General features: G+C 39.1%; 14 protein-coding genes. 6 read left to right on the plus strand and 8 right to left on the minus strand.

The window, feature by feature from the left end; translation table 11 throughout:
- Positions 1–5: 5 nt before the first annotated feature.
- Positions 6–1,349: an adenylate/guanylate cyclase domain-containing protein gene (locus EHQ52_RS14235; protein ID WP_244244897.1), complete on the minus strand. Its 1,344-nt coding sequence runs from the start codon at positions 1,347–1,349 to the stop codon at positions 6–8.
- Between the two features lie 166 nt (positions 1,350–1,515).
- Between EHQ52_RS14235 and EHQ52_RS14240 the strand changes: the two genes are divergently transcribed.
- Positions 1,516–2,205 (plus strand): oxidoreductase, encoded by a 690-nt coding sequence (locus EHQ52_RS14240; RefSeq protein ID WP_135616043.1) that lies wholly within the window; start codon positions 1,516–1,518, stop codon positions 2,203–2,205.
- A gap of 7 nt (positions 2,206–2,212) precedes the next feature.
- Here EHQ52_RS14240 and EHQ52_RS14245 read toward each other — a convergent pair whose 3' ends face one another.
- Positions 2,213–4,501, minus strand: a complete 2,289-nt coding sequence (locus EHQ52_RS14245; protein WP_135615864.1) for a PP2C family protein-serine/threonine phosphatase — start codon at positions 4,499–4,501, stop codon at positions 2,213–2,215.
- 281 nt (positions 4,502–4,782) lie between these two features.
- Between EHQ52_RS14245 and EHQ52_RS14250 the strand changes: the two genes are divergently transcribed.
- Entirely contained in the window at positions 4,783–5,544 is a 762-nt protein-coding gene (locus EHQ52_RS14250) for an SDR family NAD(P)-dependent oxidoreductase (protein ID WP_135615865.1), read from the plus strand.
- On the opposite strand, the gene EHQ52_RS14255 is transcribed toward EHQ52_RS14250, so the two are convergent.
- The 3 genes from EHQ52_RS14255 to EHQ52_RS14265 all read right to left on the minus strand — a co-directional run bounded on the left by EHQ52_RS14255 (position 5,536) and on the right by EHQ52_RS14265 (position 9,056).
- On the minus strand, positions 5,536–7,290 hold the full coding sequence (locus EHQ52_RS14255; protein ID WP_135615866.1) for an acyl-CoA dehydrogenase family protein: 1,755 nt from the start codon (positions 7,288–7,290) through the stop codon (positions 5,536–5,538). The two genes, EHQ52_RS14250 and EHQ52_RS14255, sit on opposite strands and share 9 nt — an antisense overlap.
- A 325-nt stretch (positions 7,291–7,615) precedes the next feature.
- The gene (gene lipL32, locus EHQ52_RS14260; RefSeq protein WP_135615867.1) at positions 7,616–8,422 is read right to left on the minus strand and encodes a major surface lipoprotein LipL32; all 807 of its coding nucleotides are present in this window, start codon (positions 8,420–8,422) and stop codon (positions 7,616–7,618) included.
- Positions 8,423–8,657: 235 nt separating this feature from the next.
- Positions 8,658–9,056, minus strand: a complete 399-nt coding sequence (locus EHQ52_RS14265) for a ParB N-terminal domain-containing protein (RefSeq protein WP_086446566.1) — start codon at positions 9,054–9,056, stop codon at positions 8,658–8,660.
- A 195-nt stretch (positions 9,057–9,251) separates the two neighbouring features.
- Here EHQ52_RS14265 and metK point away from each other — a divergent pair, with 195 nt between their 5' ends.
- Genes metK through EHQ52_RS14280 form a run of 3 tightly spaced genes read left to right on the plus strand, consistent with a single transcriptional unit; the run spans position 9,252 to position 11,727 of the window.
- Positions 9,252–10,412 (plus strand): methionine adenosyltransferase, encoded by a 1,161-nt coding sequence (metK, locus tag EHQ52_RS14270; RefSeq protein WP_100709548.1) that lies wholly within the window; start codon positions 9,252–9,254, stop codon positions 10,410–10,412.
- Entirely contained in the window at positions 10,412–11,371 is a 960-nt protein-coding gene (locus EHQ52_RS14275) for a transketolase family protein (RefSeq protein WP_135615868.1), read from the plus strand. Before metK ends, EHQ52_RS14275 begins: the two co-directional genes overlap by 1 nt.
- A gap of 41 nt (positions 11,372–11,412) precedes the next feature.
- Complete coding sequence (locus EHQ52_RS14280; RefSeq protein WP_135615869.1) at positions 11,413–11,727, plus strand: ATP-dependent Clp protease adaptor ClpS; 315 nt, start codon at positions 11,413–11,415, stop codon at positions 11,725–11,727.
- Between the two features lie 144 nt (positions 11,728–11,871).
- Here the strand turns inward: EHQ52_RS14280 and EHQ52_RS14285 are convergent, their stop codons facing one another.
- Both EHQ52_RS14285 and lsa23 read right to left on the minus strand, forming a co-directional pair.
- Complete coding sequence (locus EHQ52_RS14285; RefSeq protein WP_135615870.1) at positions 11,872–13,047, minus strand: MaoC family dehydratase; 1,176 nt, start codon at positions 13,045–13,047, stop codon at positions 11,872–11,874.
- A 74-nt stretch (positions 13,048–13,121) separates the two neighbouring features.
- Complete coding sequence (lsa23, locus tag EHQ52_RS14290) at positions 13,122–13,721, minus strand: surface adhesion protein Lsa23 (RefSeq protein ID WP_135615871.1); 600 nt, start codon at positions 13,719–13,721, stop codon at positions 13,122–13,124.
- 91 nt (positions 13,722–13,812) lie between these two features.
- Between lsa23 and EHQ52_RS14295 the strand changes: the two genes are divergently transcribed.
- A complete protein-coding gene (locus EHQ52_RS14295) occupies positions 13,813–15,777 on the plus strand; it encodes a M3 family metallopeptidase (protein WP_208653510.1) in 1,965 nt (654 codons plus the stop codon).
- 5 nt (positions 15,778–15,782) lie between these two features.
- On the opposite strand, the gene EHQ52_RS14300 is transcribed toward EHQ52_RS14295, so the two are convergent.
- A complete protein-coding gene (locus tag EHQ52_RS14300; RefSeq protein WP_135615873.1) occupies positions 15,783–16,019 on the minus strand; it encodes a hypothetical protein in 237 nt (78 codons plus the stop codon).
- Positions 16,020–16,091 lie beyond the last annotated feature (72 nt).

Raw genomic sequence — 16,091 nt, forward strand, 5'->3', positions numbered from 1 at the left:
ATTTCTTAGGCTCCAACTGCAACTACAGTTACAGGTTTTTCTTTTCCTTTTACTTGGACTGGAGGAAGAGTTTCTCCTCTGAAGTTAGCACCTGCAAGTTTCCAAGTTTCTTCGGAGACTAGTAACTCTTTTCCGAAGTTTTTGGTAAGAGATTCAATTCTAGAGGCAGTGTTAACCGCATCTCCTATCACTGTGAATTCTGCTCTTCTGCTTGTTTCAATATTTCCAGAGAAAACTTCTCCAGTATGGATGCCTATTCCGATCCTTACCGGTTCTAATCCTTTGGCTCCTCTGGCATTATTAAATTCTCCTAATTTTTCTAACATCCTTTGTCCGCATTGTAATGCACGAATTGCATCTGATGCAGGATCAGCGGAAGGATAAGGAGTTCCAAATGTAGCCATTACAGCGTCGCCTATATATTTGTCTAAAGTCCCACCAAATTCAAAAACACAATCAGTTAATGTTTCTCTAATAGAGGAAAGGAATCTGCTCAATTCTAATGGATCCATATTTTCTGATAGTGCAGTGAAATTTCTGATATCAGTGAATAATATTGTGGCAGTTTGTCTTCTGCCCTCCAATACATCTGGGTTGGTCATCATTTCTTCTACCATTCCGGGGGAGAAGTAACGAGAAAGTAAGGATCTTTGTGCTTCTCCTTCTCCAATCCGTCTGATCATGATCAAAGTTCTTAAGATCCCAAAAGCAAAGAAGAAAGCCAAGATCAGATAAACCATAGGTCTTCCGAATAATGCGTCAGTGACCAAAACATTCGGTCCCATCACATAATCTCCCCAATCTTTTGCGAATACCATCTTATCGTATATCAGAGCATAGGAGAAGATCCCGAAATAAACTAGATAGAATAAGATAACGCTTAAAACCACGTATCTTAATCTGAATTGGATCAATGAGAACGCAAGAGGGAAGAATAGAAAATTCATGATCGGATTTTTGATCGCGAATCCAAGATCGAATGAATTTTGGTGAAGAGTATAGTATAATAATAAAGAACTGATCACGAAAAAATCAGAGACGAGTGCTAAATAAGAAAATCCTTTAATAGCCCAATGAGTGCAGGTCCTGATTACGTAAGAATGTCCAATCGTAACTGCAGTGAAAATTGTAAATGCGATCCCGTTAACCAGAGCATCTCCATTTTTCCAGTTTAAGGCCAACTGAGCTGCAAAAAATATTAGAAGCAGATATCGGAAGGCGTTGGATACATAGGCGCCTATGATTTCTTCGTTTTCTAAAACCTTACGGACCGAATCGTCCATTTTACTTCGATCTGTTATTTCCAGAATATTACAAAGAAACTTAGGTAGATAATCTTTGATAGGCATAGCTCCCTAAAATACTCCTTTCAATTTTTGATTCAATCGTTTCTTATTGTTTTCGACTGAATCGAATAACAAAAGGAATGTTATAATTCCGAAATAAATATCAGAATCAGTGGAACTTTTACATAAAACCAAGATCGATCAAACCTTGGATAAGCAGGATGGAAGAATGAACCATAGAGTTGCAATCATTGCGGGTGGAACTGGGCTCGTCGGCGGAGAACTTGTTCAAGAATTATTGATAGATCCATCCTGGGATAAGGTATATCTTCTGGTCCGAAAACCTCTGGAATGGACTCATTCCAAATTGGAATTGATCCTTACTGATTGGGAAAAACTAACTGAGTTTCCTCAAGGTGTTACAGATGCATTTTGCACTTTGGGCACTACAATTGGCAAAGCAGGCTCTAAGGAAAATTTTAAAAAGGTCGACTTAGAGTATCCGATACGATTTGCAAAAGCAGCAAAGGAGAAGGGTGTAAAATCTTTCTTTATAGTGACGGCACTGGGAGCAGATCCAAATTCTATCGTATTCTATAATCAGGTAAAAGGAGAAGTAGAAACCGAAATTTCAAAACTTGGTTTTGAAACTTTTGGAATTTTCAGACCTTCTCTTTTGGAGGGGGATAGAAAAGAATTCAGGTTAGGGGAGAAGATCGGGTCTAAACTTGCTTTCTTGATCAATCCTTTACTTTTAGGTCCTTTCAAAAAATACAGATCTATTCATGTTAAGACTGTTGCTAAGTCTATGTTGAATTTAGCTTGGTCTGGCAAAAAAGGAAATCATATCATCGAATCGGATAAAATTGCAGCATTAGGATCTTCTTCCGCAAGAGGAAATCTAGAAAATTTAATATAGTTTGTAATTAGGAACTTCCGTTTAATCTTTTTAAGATCTCAGAAGCGTTTTCATTTTGCGGATCTAATTCGAGGCTTAGTTTTGCAAAGTTAGATGCTTTTTCGGATCTTCCTAATTTTAGATTTAAATCGGCAATATGAGCTAGATTTGCTGGGATCCCTGGATTACGAAGCTGGATCCTTTCTGCGAGTTCTAAGGATCGATTATAATTTCCGATCTTTTTGAAACAGAAAGAAGCAGTATAGATCATATCTGTATCACCAGGATTTTCTTCTACATAAGTGTCCATAAGTGAACAAGCTTCTTGATCATTTCCATTTCGATAATGAAGCCTGATCAAATCTCTCTTTAATATTTGGTTTTCAGGAGAAAGATTTAAGGCCGCTTCTATCGTAAGAATTGCTTCTGGGATATTTTTATTCTTTAAAAATTCTTTCGCTTTCTTACTTAGATTTTGGACTTCTTTTCCTGCCTTCGTTTTGTTCGAAGGTTTGCCAGGATCATATTCAATTCGTAAAAGAGAAAGATCGTCGGTGATCCTTCCTTTTGATTCCAAATTGGATAGAATTGTTTGAAGATCGCCTTCAGAAGATTCTACTAGTTTCAGAAACAAGGACTCATCCTCGTTCATAACTTTTTCTCCTGACTTTGTAGAGATCTCTAAATCATCTCTTCCGTCGGACCCGATCACTAAAATATCAGCAGGCTGGAGTCTGAAAATTTTTACACTTAAACTTCCTTCCATGCCTGGAGTTCCTAATTTTCTGTATTGTAAACTTTCTTCTAAAAAGGAGGCTTTTCCGTCCCTATATAAAACGGACCAAGGATGTTCTGCATTAATATAGTATAATATACCTGCTTCTTCATCTAAAACACCCAATACCATGGAAACCAACATACTTCCATCAAATCCCTGGAATAATTTATGCAATTCGGTAAATGCATTTTTGATCCATTTTTCCGCGTAAAGAGAGTAGGTGTTTTCGTTTGTAAGAGTTCTTTGTAGAATAGAGTGGAATGCTGCGCCAAGAACGAGAACACCTCCTGCTCCTTGGAGAGATTTTCCCATTGCGTCCGCGTTTAAGAATACAGTGTATTCTTTTCCTCTCAAAAGGATTTCTTGCGCGATACAGATGTCTCCGCCTATCTCGCTTTCTTTTCCCTTAAACACGAAATTCTTTTTTTGTCTAATTAGAAAATCAACTTTTGCTTTTCTTCCGGTGGTTCGATTGATACCGAGAGGTTTGATCAAAAGAGAAGTGAGAAAATAATCCCCATCCTGTTGTTTTTTGAGCTCTTCTACAGTGCGTAATGTTTCTCTGAGCTCTGAAGTTTTTTCCTCTACCAAAGATTGTAGATGTTCTCTGATCCTTCCTATCTCTCCTGTTGCTTTGGCGAAATCCCGTGCAAATCCTAAAAATTCTTTATCGTTCGAGACTAAGGGTAATTTTCCAGGGCCACCTGCGGCTAGATCATTTGCAGATTTTCCGATTTGTTCTAAGGTAGTTGAAATAGATTGAAAATATAATATAATGAGTATTGTCGCAGCAAAAAATGTGAGTCCAATAAAGAATACGATCTCCAAATAAGAATTTGGTCTTAGTCCTACATAAACTGCTAATATACTTAGAGAAAGTAATACTAAAGAAAGTAGAAATCCGAACTTTCCTTTCAAACCCAAAAAACCTGCTGGAAAATTAGAAGAATAGGATCTGCTTAATAGGACTTTCTTTAGCATTACTCTTTTGGGACCGGTGATATAATCCGTGATGATATAACTAAAGCCGCAATAAACGAAAATAGCAGCCGACCATCCTAAAAAGATATACCAAAGTTCTTTTAGATCATAATTGAATACTAAATAGGATATTACATTAACTAGAAATACGAAACATCCGTAGCCGAATGCAGTTATCATATTATGAGTGGGTAATTTAATTAGATCGGATAATATATGATCTAATTCTTCCGAAGCGAGTCTTCTTAAAGAAGAACTATGATCTAAGGCCTTATTAATTCTTTTTATATGAGTTTCAAATCCAGGAAAACCTACCTGAGCTAATAATCCATATTGGATCCCATGCAGGATAGTGACTAAAATTGTTGCTAAGAAAAATGACAGAATGATCGGATAATGTGTCTGTACAGAAAACATCGGGATAGTTGCCTGACCGAAAAAATAGGCGTAAACTGCTCCGAACCATCCACCGGTTAAAGAAAAAGCTACGATAGAAAATGTGTAAGAAACTTTTCTATGAATAGTTTCGAAAAGGTGATAAAAATTCCTTTGTATCATTTAAAGTATCCTGGAACACATCCAGATTGAATAAATAACATCTTAGAATAAGACGTTACGATTGTTTAAAAGATATATTGAAAGGAAAGAGATTTTTAGAACCTTCCAGGAAAGTGTGAATAAATAATTTACTATCTCTTTAGGATTTATTTAGATTATGACCTTTAAGTGATCTGTTTTATTTCGTGAACATATGTTTACTTTGATATAGGAAAAAGTAATTTTGCTTTCCAAATCGTACGATTAAATTAATTTCTCCAAGATCTAAATAGGAAGGGAAGATGGATATCAAAGGAAAACGTATCGTGATCACCGGGGCAGCTTCCGGAATAGGGAAGGAAACTCTCCTCAAACTTCTCAAATTCGAAGGTGTTAAAATTTTAGCGGTGGATCTGGATCCTTCTCGCCTTGAAGTTTCTGACGATAGAGTGAAAAAATTTAAATGTGATGTTTCCTCTTCCGAGAACGTAGACAAAATTTTTAAGGAAGCCGAAAAGGTTTTGGGTGGTATTGATATCTTTTATGCAAATGCAGGTTTTGCGTACTACGAAGAGATCAAAAAGCCAGATTGGAAACGTATCGAAAAAATTTTCCAAACAAATGTTTTCTCTGCTATCTATGGCTTACAAAAGGTCCAGGCAGAATATTCTAATCCTGTTTATTATATCATCACAGCTTCTGCTATGAGCTTTCTTTCGATTCCTGGTTATGCGTTGTATTCCGCGACCAAAGCAGCTGTACATTCTTTTGCAGAAGCTTTTCAGTTTGAATTGAAAAAACCTCATAAACTTATGATCGTTTATCCGATCGCTACTCGAACGAACTTTTTCGACTCGGCCGGTAAGAAGGTGCCGGTACCATTTCCTTCTCAGACACCTAAGCAGGTTGCCTCGGCAGTTGTATCTGGGATCCGCTGGAATAAAAAGAAAGTATTACCTTCTAAAATATTTTCTCTAATGATGTTCTTGGATAGATTTCTCATCTATCCACTGCGTATGTATCAGGTTATAGAAAATTGGAAACGTAAAAGAGCCCTAAACTAAGGCCGGGCTCTTCTTATTTTCGATACGGATTTTATTATATTCTAATAAAGCCGAGCTATCCAGATTATAAGAATGAATCAGGGCGGCTCTTTCCTTTCTGGAGTTTTCATCTAGCTTTTTCAGACCTCTTTCTGAAATCACTCCGATGATAACTCTGGTTGCAGATTCTACTAACTCGAACGCTACCTCGTCTTTGGATATTCCATTTTCTAAAGAAGCATAAATAGAATGAGATTCTTCTAATTTTTTGCGATTTTCTATAAGCTCTCTGGAAGGGGAGAAGCTGGACATTTCTTCATCCAAATATTGTCTTAAGATCCCTTTTGCTCCGAGTCCAGTGACAATCCCTCCGATCGCTGCTACAACCTGCAATTGTGTGGTTCCTTCGTAGATATTTGTGATCCTAACATCTCTATAGATCCTGGAAATATCGTAATCATAGGTATATCCTGCTCCTCCATGGATTTGGAGTGCGTCAAATGCGATCTTATTTGCCTGTTCCGTAATATAATATTTAGATAATGGAGTGAATAGATTGGCGAGTTTTTCCCATTTTTTAATACTTTCGTCCTTTTTGATCTCTCTTTCATCTACACCGGACTCTTTCATTTTTTCTGATTTCCAGTGATATAGATCTATAGATCTGGAAGCTTCTTGCAGAATGGATCGCATCGCTAAGATCTCTCTGTCCATTAGATCCAACATCTTTTTCACTGCTGGGATATTTCTGATCTTCTTGCCGAATTGTTCTCTTTCATCTGCATATTTTTTAGCTTCGTAATAAGCTGCAGCTCCGATCCCCATCGCCTGTCCTGCGATAGAAAGTCTTGCCCCGTTCATCATTGCCATTGAATATTTGACTAGTCCGTAACCTTCTTCTCCGATTAATATACCCGGAGAGTTTTCATAAACTACCTCGCAAGTAGGAGAACAATGTAGTCCCATTTTTTTCTCTATTCCAGCGATCTCTACGTCTTCACTTTTTACTATGAAAAAGGAGAGTCCTCTTGCTCCACTCGTTGGACTTCCTGTTCTAGCTAATGTAAGAATGATAGAAGGTTTATCATCGAATCCACAACCATGGGTGATAAATCTTTTTGCGCCTGTAATTCTCCAGACTCCGTCTTCTCCTTTGATTGCTTTTGTTTGTAAGTTGGGGAGATCGGATCCATAATTTGGTTCTGTGAGTGCCATTGCACCACATAGTTCTCCTGCCGCCATTTTAGGGACGTAAGCTTCTACCATTTCTTCTGAACCGAATCTTTCTATTGTCTCTGCAAGATTCATACATCCGAGAGCAATTGCGACTGATCCATCTGCTCTCGAGAATATTTCCATAAGCATTGCTTGCACAGTGCAAGGTAGTCCTAATCCACCATGTTTACGGCCAATAGAGTAGGGAAGAATTCCTGCCTCTTTGACCTGATTGACAGCGTTTATCATTTCTTTAGGAAAGCGAACTTTACCTTTTTCGTATATTAAACCTTCTGCATCCATTTTTTGGACGAAGGGAGCTATTTCTTTTCCAGCGAGTTCTCCGGCGGATTCCAATACGGATCTGTAGAATTCGATAGCTTCTTCTTTACTTCCTGGGGCTAATGCGAATTCTTCTTTTCCGGTTTTTTCGTATTCTTTTTTGTCTGAAAACCCTTGTTCGAATGCTTCTACCACTTCTTCCCAGTCTATTAAGGATTCAAAATATTGTTTTAAGTCTTCGTTCTCTAGGAAATAATTATTTTCGAGCATGGATATTCTCCGAATATAAATGAACTTTTGTTCAGTGTGATTACGTTTCTTAAGGAAGCCTTAATTTATGATTTATATCTGGAAAGGGAAAAAAGAGTAGAATGGATACTTTTTTAAAGCTGAACACTATTAAGTTTTTCGCACAGAGCACACAGAGATCACCGAGAGGCTTGGAGCGGGGGTATGTGTTAATTTTAATGAATCAAAAAACTCCGTGTTCTCCGTGACCTCTGCGTGAAAAAAGAGGTAAGGGAAAAAGGTATAAAAAAAGCCGCCGGTTTTACCCGACGGCTTTCGGCTTTAAGCAAAGCAGGAAAAAGAAGTATTACTTCTTATCTCCAGCAATTGCAGCTTTCAATTTTTCTTCTGCATCAGTAGCCAATTTTTGCAATTCAGCTGGGTTTGCGTGAAGAATAGGAGAAAGACCTGGAACACCTGGAGGGCCAAGAACTCCAACAGTAGCTACGAAAGAACCTTTCACTTCTCCCACTTTGTAAGTGGTGAAAGTTACTCTGTATAAACCGCGAACTAAAAGTTTTTTAGTGTCGATGTTTTTAAGTTCATCTAAGCTTTTTGGAATGTTTGGAATTTGGATACGAAGTAAAGAGTTGTACTTATTGTGACGCTCTTCATTGTAAGTATCGTCTCCATCATCATTGTCTCCAAGAGTTTGAAGTGCTTTTCCTTTAGCCGCTCCTTCAATTTGGTTTGGCATAATAGCTGCTAAGCGCTCTATGCGAATCCAAGTATCGAACCAGTTTGGCATGCTTTTTTCTTCAGCAGTTGCAGCTTTGAAAGCCTCACTCTGGAAGTCGTCGCTAGATGGCTCACCAATTTCTCCGGTAGGGGAAATTAGACGAACACCTAATTCAACGATTGCTGCTGGAACCCAAATATAAAGGAAATATGATTTCTTTCCGTTTACTACTGCGTCAGCGGCTTGTCCTGGTTTGATGTATCCCCAATAGTTCACAGTTTCAGAATAAGGTGCGAAAAGCTTCTTAACTCCTACTCCTGGAATGTCTTGTTCACCGACCGAGAAATTACTTTTTAAGCCGGGAAGTCCACCGATACATGCAGCAAAGCTGACCATTATAGCGGCGGAGATTATAAGGATCGAAGATTTTTTCATTCGAGAGATCTCCTTGGTATGGATTGCTCAAGATAGAGAAGAGATTCCTTTTTGTAAATCTAATTAATAAATTTTTGTTTCCTACCCCTCTTTTGCGGTGCAAAATTTTTACAAAGGGGTAATTTTACACCTCACCAGGATCATATAACAAGTTCCATTTGGTGAGTAAAAAAATTTCCAGGTCTCTTAACAGAAACGTTTTGAATGAGGGGATGATGGATAGGTTTGATTTAGTTTAGTTTTTGAAAAGCCAGGACCAAAACCATTCCCAAAGATCCAATAACCAGGCAAACAATCTACCAAGGATCCCAGTATGGGAATATCTTCTTAATAGCTTTTGAGCCCTTTCTTGTTCTTCCGGGGTAAACGGTAGCCGTACATTGTTTTCTTCGGCTTCGATCAAAACTCTTTCTTTTTTACTTCGTACATCTACGATTCGTACATCAACATATTCCCAGCCCAGAAGTTTCACACATTCCAGGCGTCTTTCGCCAGAGACTAATTTATTGTCCAAGTCGATAATGATCGGATGCAAAAGCCCTAAGTTTTGTATGGAAGATTTGAGACCATGTAAGTCGCCCAAATCTTTACGAATGCGGTTCTTTACCTTAATATCGGAGACCCGAATTTTCATCTAAGAAATGCTTTTTTCACCGTATAAATCCTACAAACCAAATTCAGAAGTTTTGACTAAATTTCCTAAAGAACCCTTCTAGGATTGGAAAAGGTTGGGTCGGATTCACTTGACAGTGACGACTTGCATAGGTTTATAGTTTTAGGCGGGGAAGATTCTCCCCTTCGAATTAATTTTAACAGGAATTACAATCGAATGTCCCTTCAAGACTTCATCTTTACCTCGGAATCCGTATCGGAAGGACACCCGGACAAGGTTTGCGACCAAATTTCCGACGCAATTCTGGACGCTTATTTAGCTCAGGATCCTAAATCCAGGGTAGCATGCGAAACTTTAGTGACTACTAACCTAGTAGTAGTTGCCGGAGAAGTAACTAGCAAGGGCAAGATCGACGCGGTAGAGATCGCAAGAAATGTGATCAAGGATATCGGATACAACGATGTTTCTTTAGGTTTTGACGCTGAGTTCGCTGTAGTTTCTTCTCATATCCATGCTCAAAGTCCTGATATTTCTCAAGGTGTTACTGAGGGAGAAGGTCTTTTTAAAGAGCAAGGAGCAGGTGACCAAGGTTTGATGTTCGGGTTCGCTATCGACGAAACTCCAGAACTTATGCCTATGCCTATCTATTACTCTCATGAGTTAGTCAGATATTTGTCTGGATTACGTCATGACGGTAAATTGAAATGGTTACGCCCTGACGCAAAGTCTCAGGTAACTGTAGAATACAAAAACGGAAAGCCTACTCGTATTGACACCGTTGTAATTTCTACCCAACATTCTCCAGACGTTTCTCACAAACAGCTTGAAGAATCTGTAATTGAAGAATGTATTAAGAAGGTTATCCCTGCGAACTTTTTGAAAGATACGAAATATTTTATCAACCCAACTGGACAGTTCATCATTGGTGGACCACACGGAGATACCGGTCTTACAGGACGTAAGATCATCGTAGATACTTATGGTGGTTACGGAAGACACGGTGGTGGAGCATTCTCCGGAAAAGATCCATCCAAAGTGGATCGTTCCGCAGCTTACATGGGAAGATATATCGCGAAAAACGTGGTAGCTGCAGGACTTGCTTCTCAGTGTGAGGTGCAGTTGGCATATGCGATCGGTGTTGCTGAGCCTGTTTCGGTTCACGTTGACACTTTCGGAACTGGTAAACTTTCCGAAGAAGAGATTGTAAAAAGAATTAAAGCAAACTTCAAACTGACTCCAAGAGGGATTACTGAATCCTTACAATTATTGGAGAAGGGAAGAAAATACAGGGAAACCGCTGCTTACGGGCATTTCGGAAGAAGTGGAGAAACTTTCACCTGGGAAAGAACTGATAAAGCAGGAGCATTGAAAGGTTAATGGGAGCAGTATCCGCATCTAGCGCAGACCAAAAAGCAACCAGAGACGGTTATGGAGACGCATTGCACGAATTAGGTGCAAAACGTTCCGATATCGTAGTACTAGACGCGGATCTTTCCGGTTCTACTAAAACCAATAAATTCTCAAAGGCATTTCCTGACCGTTTTTTCAACGTAGGAGTTGCTGAGCAGAATTTAGTGGGACATGCAGCCGGACTCGCTCTTGCAGGTTACGTTCCATTTGCTTCTTCTTTCGCGATGTTCTTATCCGGAAGAGCCTGGGAAGTAGTTCGTAATAGCATAGTTTATCCTTTCTTAAATGTAAAATTAGTAGCTTCTCATGGTGGAATTACTGTAGGTGAGGACGGAGCTTCTCACCAATGTATCGAAGATTTCGCAACAATGAGAGCAATTCCTGAAATGGTAGTGATCTGTCCTTCTGATTATAACGAAACTAAACAGATCATTCATGCAATCGCAGATTATAAAGGACCGGTTTATGTAAGAGTCGGCCGTCCTAATCTTCCTTTGATCGAAAGAGAAAATTATAAATTCGAGATTGGAAAAGCAGAAGTGATGAGAGAAGGTAAAGACGTTCTTATCATTGCAAACGGAGTTCTGGTCAACGAGGCAATGATCGCAGTAAAAGAACTGGAAGCAGAAGGTATCCAAGCTACTCTTTTGAACATGGCGACCATCAAACCTATCGATAAAGAAGCTATATTAAAATATGCTAAACTTTGCGGTGCAGTTGTAACTTGCGAAGAGCATAATGTGATCGGTGGACTCGGTTCTGCAGTCAGCGAATTTTTATCTGAAGAACATCCAGTTAGAGTTCTGAAATTAGGAATGAAAGATACTTTCGGTAAATCCGGTACTTGGTCTGGACTTCTGGATTATTTCGGGCTTAGATCCAAAAACATAGTGGAACTGGCGAAAAAAGCAGTCCAATCCAAATAACAAATAGCCCGGTGTTTGCCGGGTCTTAAGTTTTTCGTGCCATGCCTAACTCACCCTCAATAGAAGAAATCACCACAGAAGATCCGGTGCAAATCGGGGGACCCTGGAGAGTGGTTTTATGGGATGATAACGAACATACTTACGAATATGTGATCATGATGCTTATGGATGTTTGTAAGATGACTCCAGAGCAAGCGTTCAGTCACGCTGTAGAAGTAGACGCCCAAAAAAAGACTGTAGTGTTTGCTGGCGAATTAGAACACGCAGAACATATCCAAGATCTAATTTTAAATTACGGGCCGGATCCACTTCTTCCCGCATCCAAAGGCTCAATGAGCGCAACGTTAGAAGGTTAGTTTCGCGCCGAGTTCACAGAGAGCGCTGAGGGATTAAAATTTACTAAACCCAAAAACTCCGTGAACTCTGCGATCTCCGTGCGAACCAATAAAAAACCCGGCAGAGCCGGGTTTTTAAATTTGATCGTTAATTTGAAGTTAGTGTTACTTTTTCTTAACTAGGATCTTTCTTTCGATTTCGAAAATTTTCTCAGGAAGTTTTTCCTTACCGTGTTTTTTCTTATCGTTCTCTTTTAAGAATAGATCTGCTCCGAATTTTTCGAAGGCGTCGTTTGCCTTGATGTTTTTCAGACCGATGAACTGAAGATGAACTTCTCCCGCAGGGATCCCAAACTCTGTTCCTCTATCTTTTACGGATAGAACTCTAGTGATCGCAGTCACAGTGTCTCCGCTGAAAGAAGGTTGAGTATGATATCCTTCGGTGAATCCAAGATCCCAAATAACATTCTCAGTCACATCTCTGGAAGAAAGCCCGCATAACCATGCAAATACGAGTCCTCCATAAACAACAGGTTCTCCACCCATCGGTCCGGAAATTCCGGAAGAGTAAAGTTTGTCGTAATGAAGTGGATGAGTGTTCCCAACTCTGTAGGTCCAAGGGAAATGTTCGTCAGTGATAGTTCTTCCATTTTGGTGGATATAGATCTGACCAGCTGCGAAATTTTCGAAATAAGTATCTGTCCAGGTAGCCGTTTCGAAACCTTTTGGGAATTTTAACTCAGGAAGTTCGATCACTGGGCTATCAGTTTCAGGGAAGAAAGCTTCTTTGATCACTGGTTTTGGAGTTCCTTTCGGTTTTCCGTTAGAGTGATAGATCATGATCTTTCTTTCGTATTGAAGTACTAGTTCCTTGTTTTGGTTCAAACAGATCGTACGAACATGAACGATCCCTGGTTTATCCGCTCCCTTATCATCAATTTTGATAATTTTGGTTTTGGCAGAAAGAGTATCTCCTGGATATACAGGTTTCAGGAATTGAACGTCATAGTATCCAAGGTTCGCGAGTGCTTTTTCTGAATCGTTTTGAACTCCCAAAGAAAGTGCTATATTGAACACCATCAAAGGAGAAACTAATAGATCCTTAAATCCGTGAGCTTGTGCATAAGGAGCAGAAAGATAAAGTGGATTTGCTTCCATAAAAGTGGTAGCAAACTCTTGTGCAAAAGAACGATCGATTGTCAGTTCTCTTGGATGTTCGAAAATTGCACCTTCTGTAAATTCTTCCAGATATCTACCGTAAATACCCCGTTTTACGGTTCCGGTTTCCACCGGAGTTTTGGGACCTAGTTCCGCGAAGGGGGAAGTAGGGATTTTAGCCATAGTGAGAACTCCTGCTTCGTTTTTAGTTTCTTCCAGGATTTTGAGATCCTCCGGTCGGAAAAGGCTTTTTCCTATCAATAAGTCCCGAAATACCCGTCCAATTGGGTTCTGGATCCGAAACGAAACTCTGAAATTTGGATCTCTTGTTTGGAAAGCTCAGGATTATTATCCTTCTCCCCAAACATATGATTCCAAGTGTTTACATAGATAATTGGCAGAGAATTCCTATTTTCCAAAAGGGAAGAAGAAAGTATCCTGTCCTTATGAACGACCGGGTCTTGTTGGAAGATTTGATCTCCAGAATAAACATTCTTCAGATCCAATTGGAAAGTTTTACTATCGGGTTCCAACCGAACTAAAAAGGATTCAATGTCGTAGGTCCTACCATAACGTATCCTTCTGTAAATTCTATAGAAAAAATCCTTCCATGTGCTTGGATGTATCTCATCTCTAAACACAAGGCTAATCTCCCATTCAAATCCAGCAGGAGTGATATTCGCCTTACAATAGATGCCTACCAGATCATTTCCAGTCTGCACATCTATCTCAGGTTGGGATAAAACAAATAGATCCGACTTGGGACAGATTCCTTCCGTGGTTTGGAATACGGGCAAAGGGGGGCTCGTGCAGCCAATACAAAGAATAAATACCGGGATAAGAAGATAAGATTTCATAGGAAAGATGGGGGAATTCGAATCAGTTTTTCAATCTTGTCAAGATGGAAAATAGGTGCTTTTCCATTCGGGAAGAGAAAGTCTGGAACCGATGAGTTCTTCAGTTCTATTTAGAGAATTTCCCCAAATTGCACTTTCTGCCCAAAAGGAGAAGGTGAGAGAAAAGATCCAAAACACTAAAAAGGTTTTGGAAGATGTTATTCAGAAGAAGGATGTAAATTACGAGTCTGTAATACGACCTCTGAATGATTCTATGGAGGAATTACAGGAAGAGTTCACTGTACTTTCCCACCTAAATAGTGTTAAGAATAGTGAAGAAACACAAGAGCATTATACCGAGATACTTCCTGAGATCACTGAATTTTATACGGAACTAGGACAGAACGAAGAACTGTTCAAATTATACACTCAAATATATGAGAAAGAAAAATCTTCCTTAGACAGGCCTAAGAACAAGGTTCTGGAAGATGCAATCCTACAATTCAAACTGGGTGGAGTAGGACTTCCTGAAGATAAAAAAAATCGTCTCCAAGAAATCCAACTGAGGTTGTCAGATCTTTCCAACCAATTCTCTCAAAATCTTTTGGACTCTACAAATTCTTTCGAAATGAAGATCGAATCTGAAGAAGATGTAAAAGAAATTCCTGAGTCAGACAAAGCATTGTACAAAAATGAAGATGGGACTTATACCTTCACTCTTCAATTTCCAAGTTATAATTGTTATATGACTTATGGAACCAATCGTTCTAAAAGAGAAGAATTATATAAAGCATATGTAACCCGCGCCCCAGGAAACGGAAAAATTTTAGAAGAGCTCCTTGCTTTAAGAGATGAATCTGCAAAATTACTCGGATATAAAAATTATGCAGAATCTTCTTTGGCGACTAAGGTAGCAGATTCTCCAGAGCAGGTGTTGGACTTCCTACAGAAAATTGGAAAACTTGCAAAACCAGTAGCGGAGAAGGAAATATCAGAACTCAAAAAATTTGCAGAGGCACTTGGTATTCCTGACTTCCAAGCTTTTGACAGCGCTTATGTTTCTGAAAAATTAAAAAAAAGAGACTACGATTTTGATGAAGAGCTGACCCGTCCTTATTTCGAAAAGAATACTGTGGTAAAAGGGACCTTCTCCTTTTTAGAAAAACTATTAGGATTAAAATTCGAGAAGACGAATGCTCCCATCTGGGATCCTAAAACAGAAGTTTATCATGTAAAAAATGGCTCCGAAATTATCTCAAGACTTTATTTGGATCTGGAAGCAAGAAAGGACAAACAGGGTGGGGCCTGGATGAATCACTGGGAAACTAGAAATAAACTTTCCGGTAAAACAATTCTACCTTCTGCATTTGTGGTTTGTAATTTTCCTCCTTCTAAGGATTCTGCTCCTTCTCTTTTAAATCATTCGGATGTAGTAACATTTTTCCATGAGATGGGACATGCACTTCATCATCTTTGCGCAAAAATAGAAGAACCTCCTGTGAGTGGAATTAATGGTGTGGAATGGGACGCAGTGGAATTCCCTTCTCAGTTTTTGGAAAATTTCGCTTACGAACCTGAGGTTTTGGACTTCTTCGCATTTCATTATGAAACTGGAAAACCAATCCCGAAGGAACTTGCTCAAAAATTAAAGGATACTAAAAACTTTTTGGCTGCAATGGGAGTGGTTCGACAGTTAGAATTCGGAATTTTTGATATAAGGATCCATCTCCAAAAATATTCAGAAACGGAAGTGCAGAATATTCTGGATACTGTTCGAAAAGAAGTAAGTGTTCTGTTCCCTCCTGGATATAACAAGTTCCAGAATGGATTCGGTCATATCTTCTCAGGTGGGTACGCAGCAGGCTATTATAGTTATAAATGGGCAGAACTTTTAGCAGCGGATGCTTTTTTTGCATTTAGATCCAAGGGAATTTTTGATACGGATCTTGCGGCAAAATACAGAACTGAGGTTTTGGAAAAGGGAGGCTCTGAAAACGCAATGGTTCTATTCAAACGTTTTCTAGGAAGAGATCCAGAGCCAGATGCTTTATTAAAACTATATGATTTAGTAGCCTAAAGCGACTAAGAAAGTTTTTTGCGGAAGTTTTGAAGCAATTGTTCCGTGCCTGAAAGTAGTAATTCTACCTGATCGGAATCAATATTATAGACCACATTCGTCTTTAAAGAGTCTTTAAAGGCGTTTGCGTCTATCGCTTTCTGATCGTAACTATCCTTTAAAAAATTATACCATCCGGCTAGGATCACTTTTAAGTGAGGAAGTTCTTTGATAGGGACCGAAATGACTTTCTCTGCTTCCATAAAGACACCAGCAGGTTAATTTGCGAACCGAACCAGTCAACCAGATTTTTTGCAACTAGGTTTGATCCGAAT

The sequence above is a fragment of the Leptospira koniambonensis genome, assembly GCF_004769555.1.
Taxonomy (GTDB): domain Bacteria; phylum Spirochaetota; class Leptospiria; order Leptospirales; family Leptospiraceae; genus Leptospira_B; species Leptospira_B koniambonensis.

Bases quoted from the DNA above. Each gene is read 5' to 3' on its own strand.
- EHQ52_RS14235 (WP_244244897.1), bottom strand. From the start codon at position 1,349: ATGCCTATCAAAGATTATCTACCTAAGTTTCTTTGTAATATTCTGGAA.
- EHQ52_RS14240 (WP_135616043.1), top strand. From the start codon at position 1,516: ATGAACCATAGAGTTGCAATCATTGCGGGTGGAACTGGGCTCGTCGGC.
- EHQ52_RS14245 (WP_135615864.1), bottom strand. From the start codon at position 4,501: ATGATACAAAGGAATTTTTATCACCTTTTCGAAACTATTCATAGAAAA.
- EHQ52_RS14250 (WP_135615865.1), top strand. From the start codon at position 4,783: ATGGATATCAAAGGAAAACGTATCGTGATCACCGGGGCAGCTTCCGGA.
- EHQ52_RS14255 (WP_135615866.1), bottom strand. From the start codon at position 7,290: ATGCTCGAAAATAATTATTTCCTAGAGAACGAAGACTTAAAACAATAT.
- lipL32 (WP_135615867.1), bottom strand. From the start codon at position 8,422: ATGAAAAAATCTTCGATCCTTATAATCTCCGCCGCTATAATGGTCAGC.
- EHQ52_RS14265 (WP_086446566.1), bottom strand. From the start codon at position 9,056: ATGAAAATTCGGGTCTCCGATATTAAGGTAAAGAACCGCATTCGTAAA.
- metK (WP_100709548.1), top strand. From the start codon at position 9,252: ATGTCCCTTCAAGACTTCATCTTTACCTCGGAATCCGTATCGGAAGGA.
- EHQ52_RS14275 (WP_135615868.1), top strand. From the start codon at position 10,412: ATGGGAGCAGTATCCGCATCTAGCGCAGACCAAAAAGCAACCAGAGAC.
- EHQ52_RS14280 (WP_135615869.1), top strand. From the start codon at position 11,413: ATGCCTAACTCACCCTCAATAGAAGAAATCACCACAGAAGATCCGGTG.
- EHQ52_RS14285 (WP_135615870.1), bottom strand. From the start codon at position 13,047: ATGGCTAAAATCCCTACTTCCCCCTTCGCGGAACTAGGTCCCAAAACT.
- lsa23 (WP_135615871.1), bottom strand. From the start codon at position 13,721: ATGAAATCTTATCTTCTTATCCCGGTATTTATTCTTTGTATTGGCTGC.
- EHQ52_RS14295 (WP_208653510.1), top strand. From the start codon at position 13,813: ATGAGTTCTTCAGTTCTATTTAGAGAATTTCCCCAAATTGCACTTTCT.
- EHQ52_RS14300 (WP_135615873.1), bottom strand. From the start codon at position 16,019: ATGGAAGCAGAGAAAGTCATTTCGGTCCCTATCAAAGAACTTCCTCAC.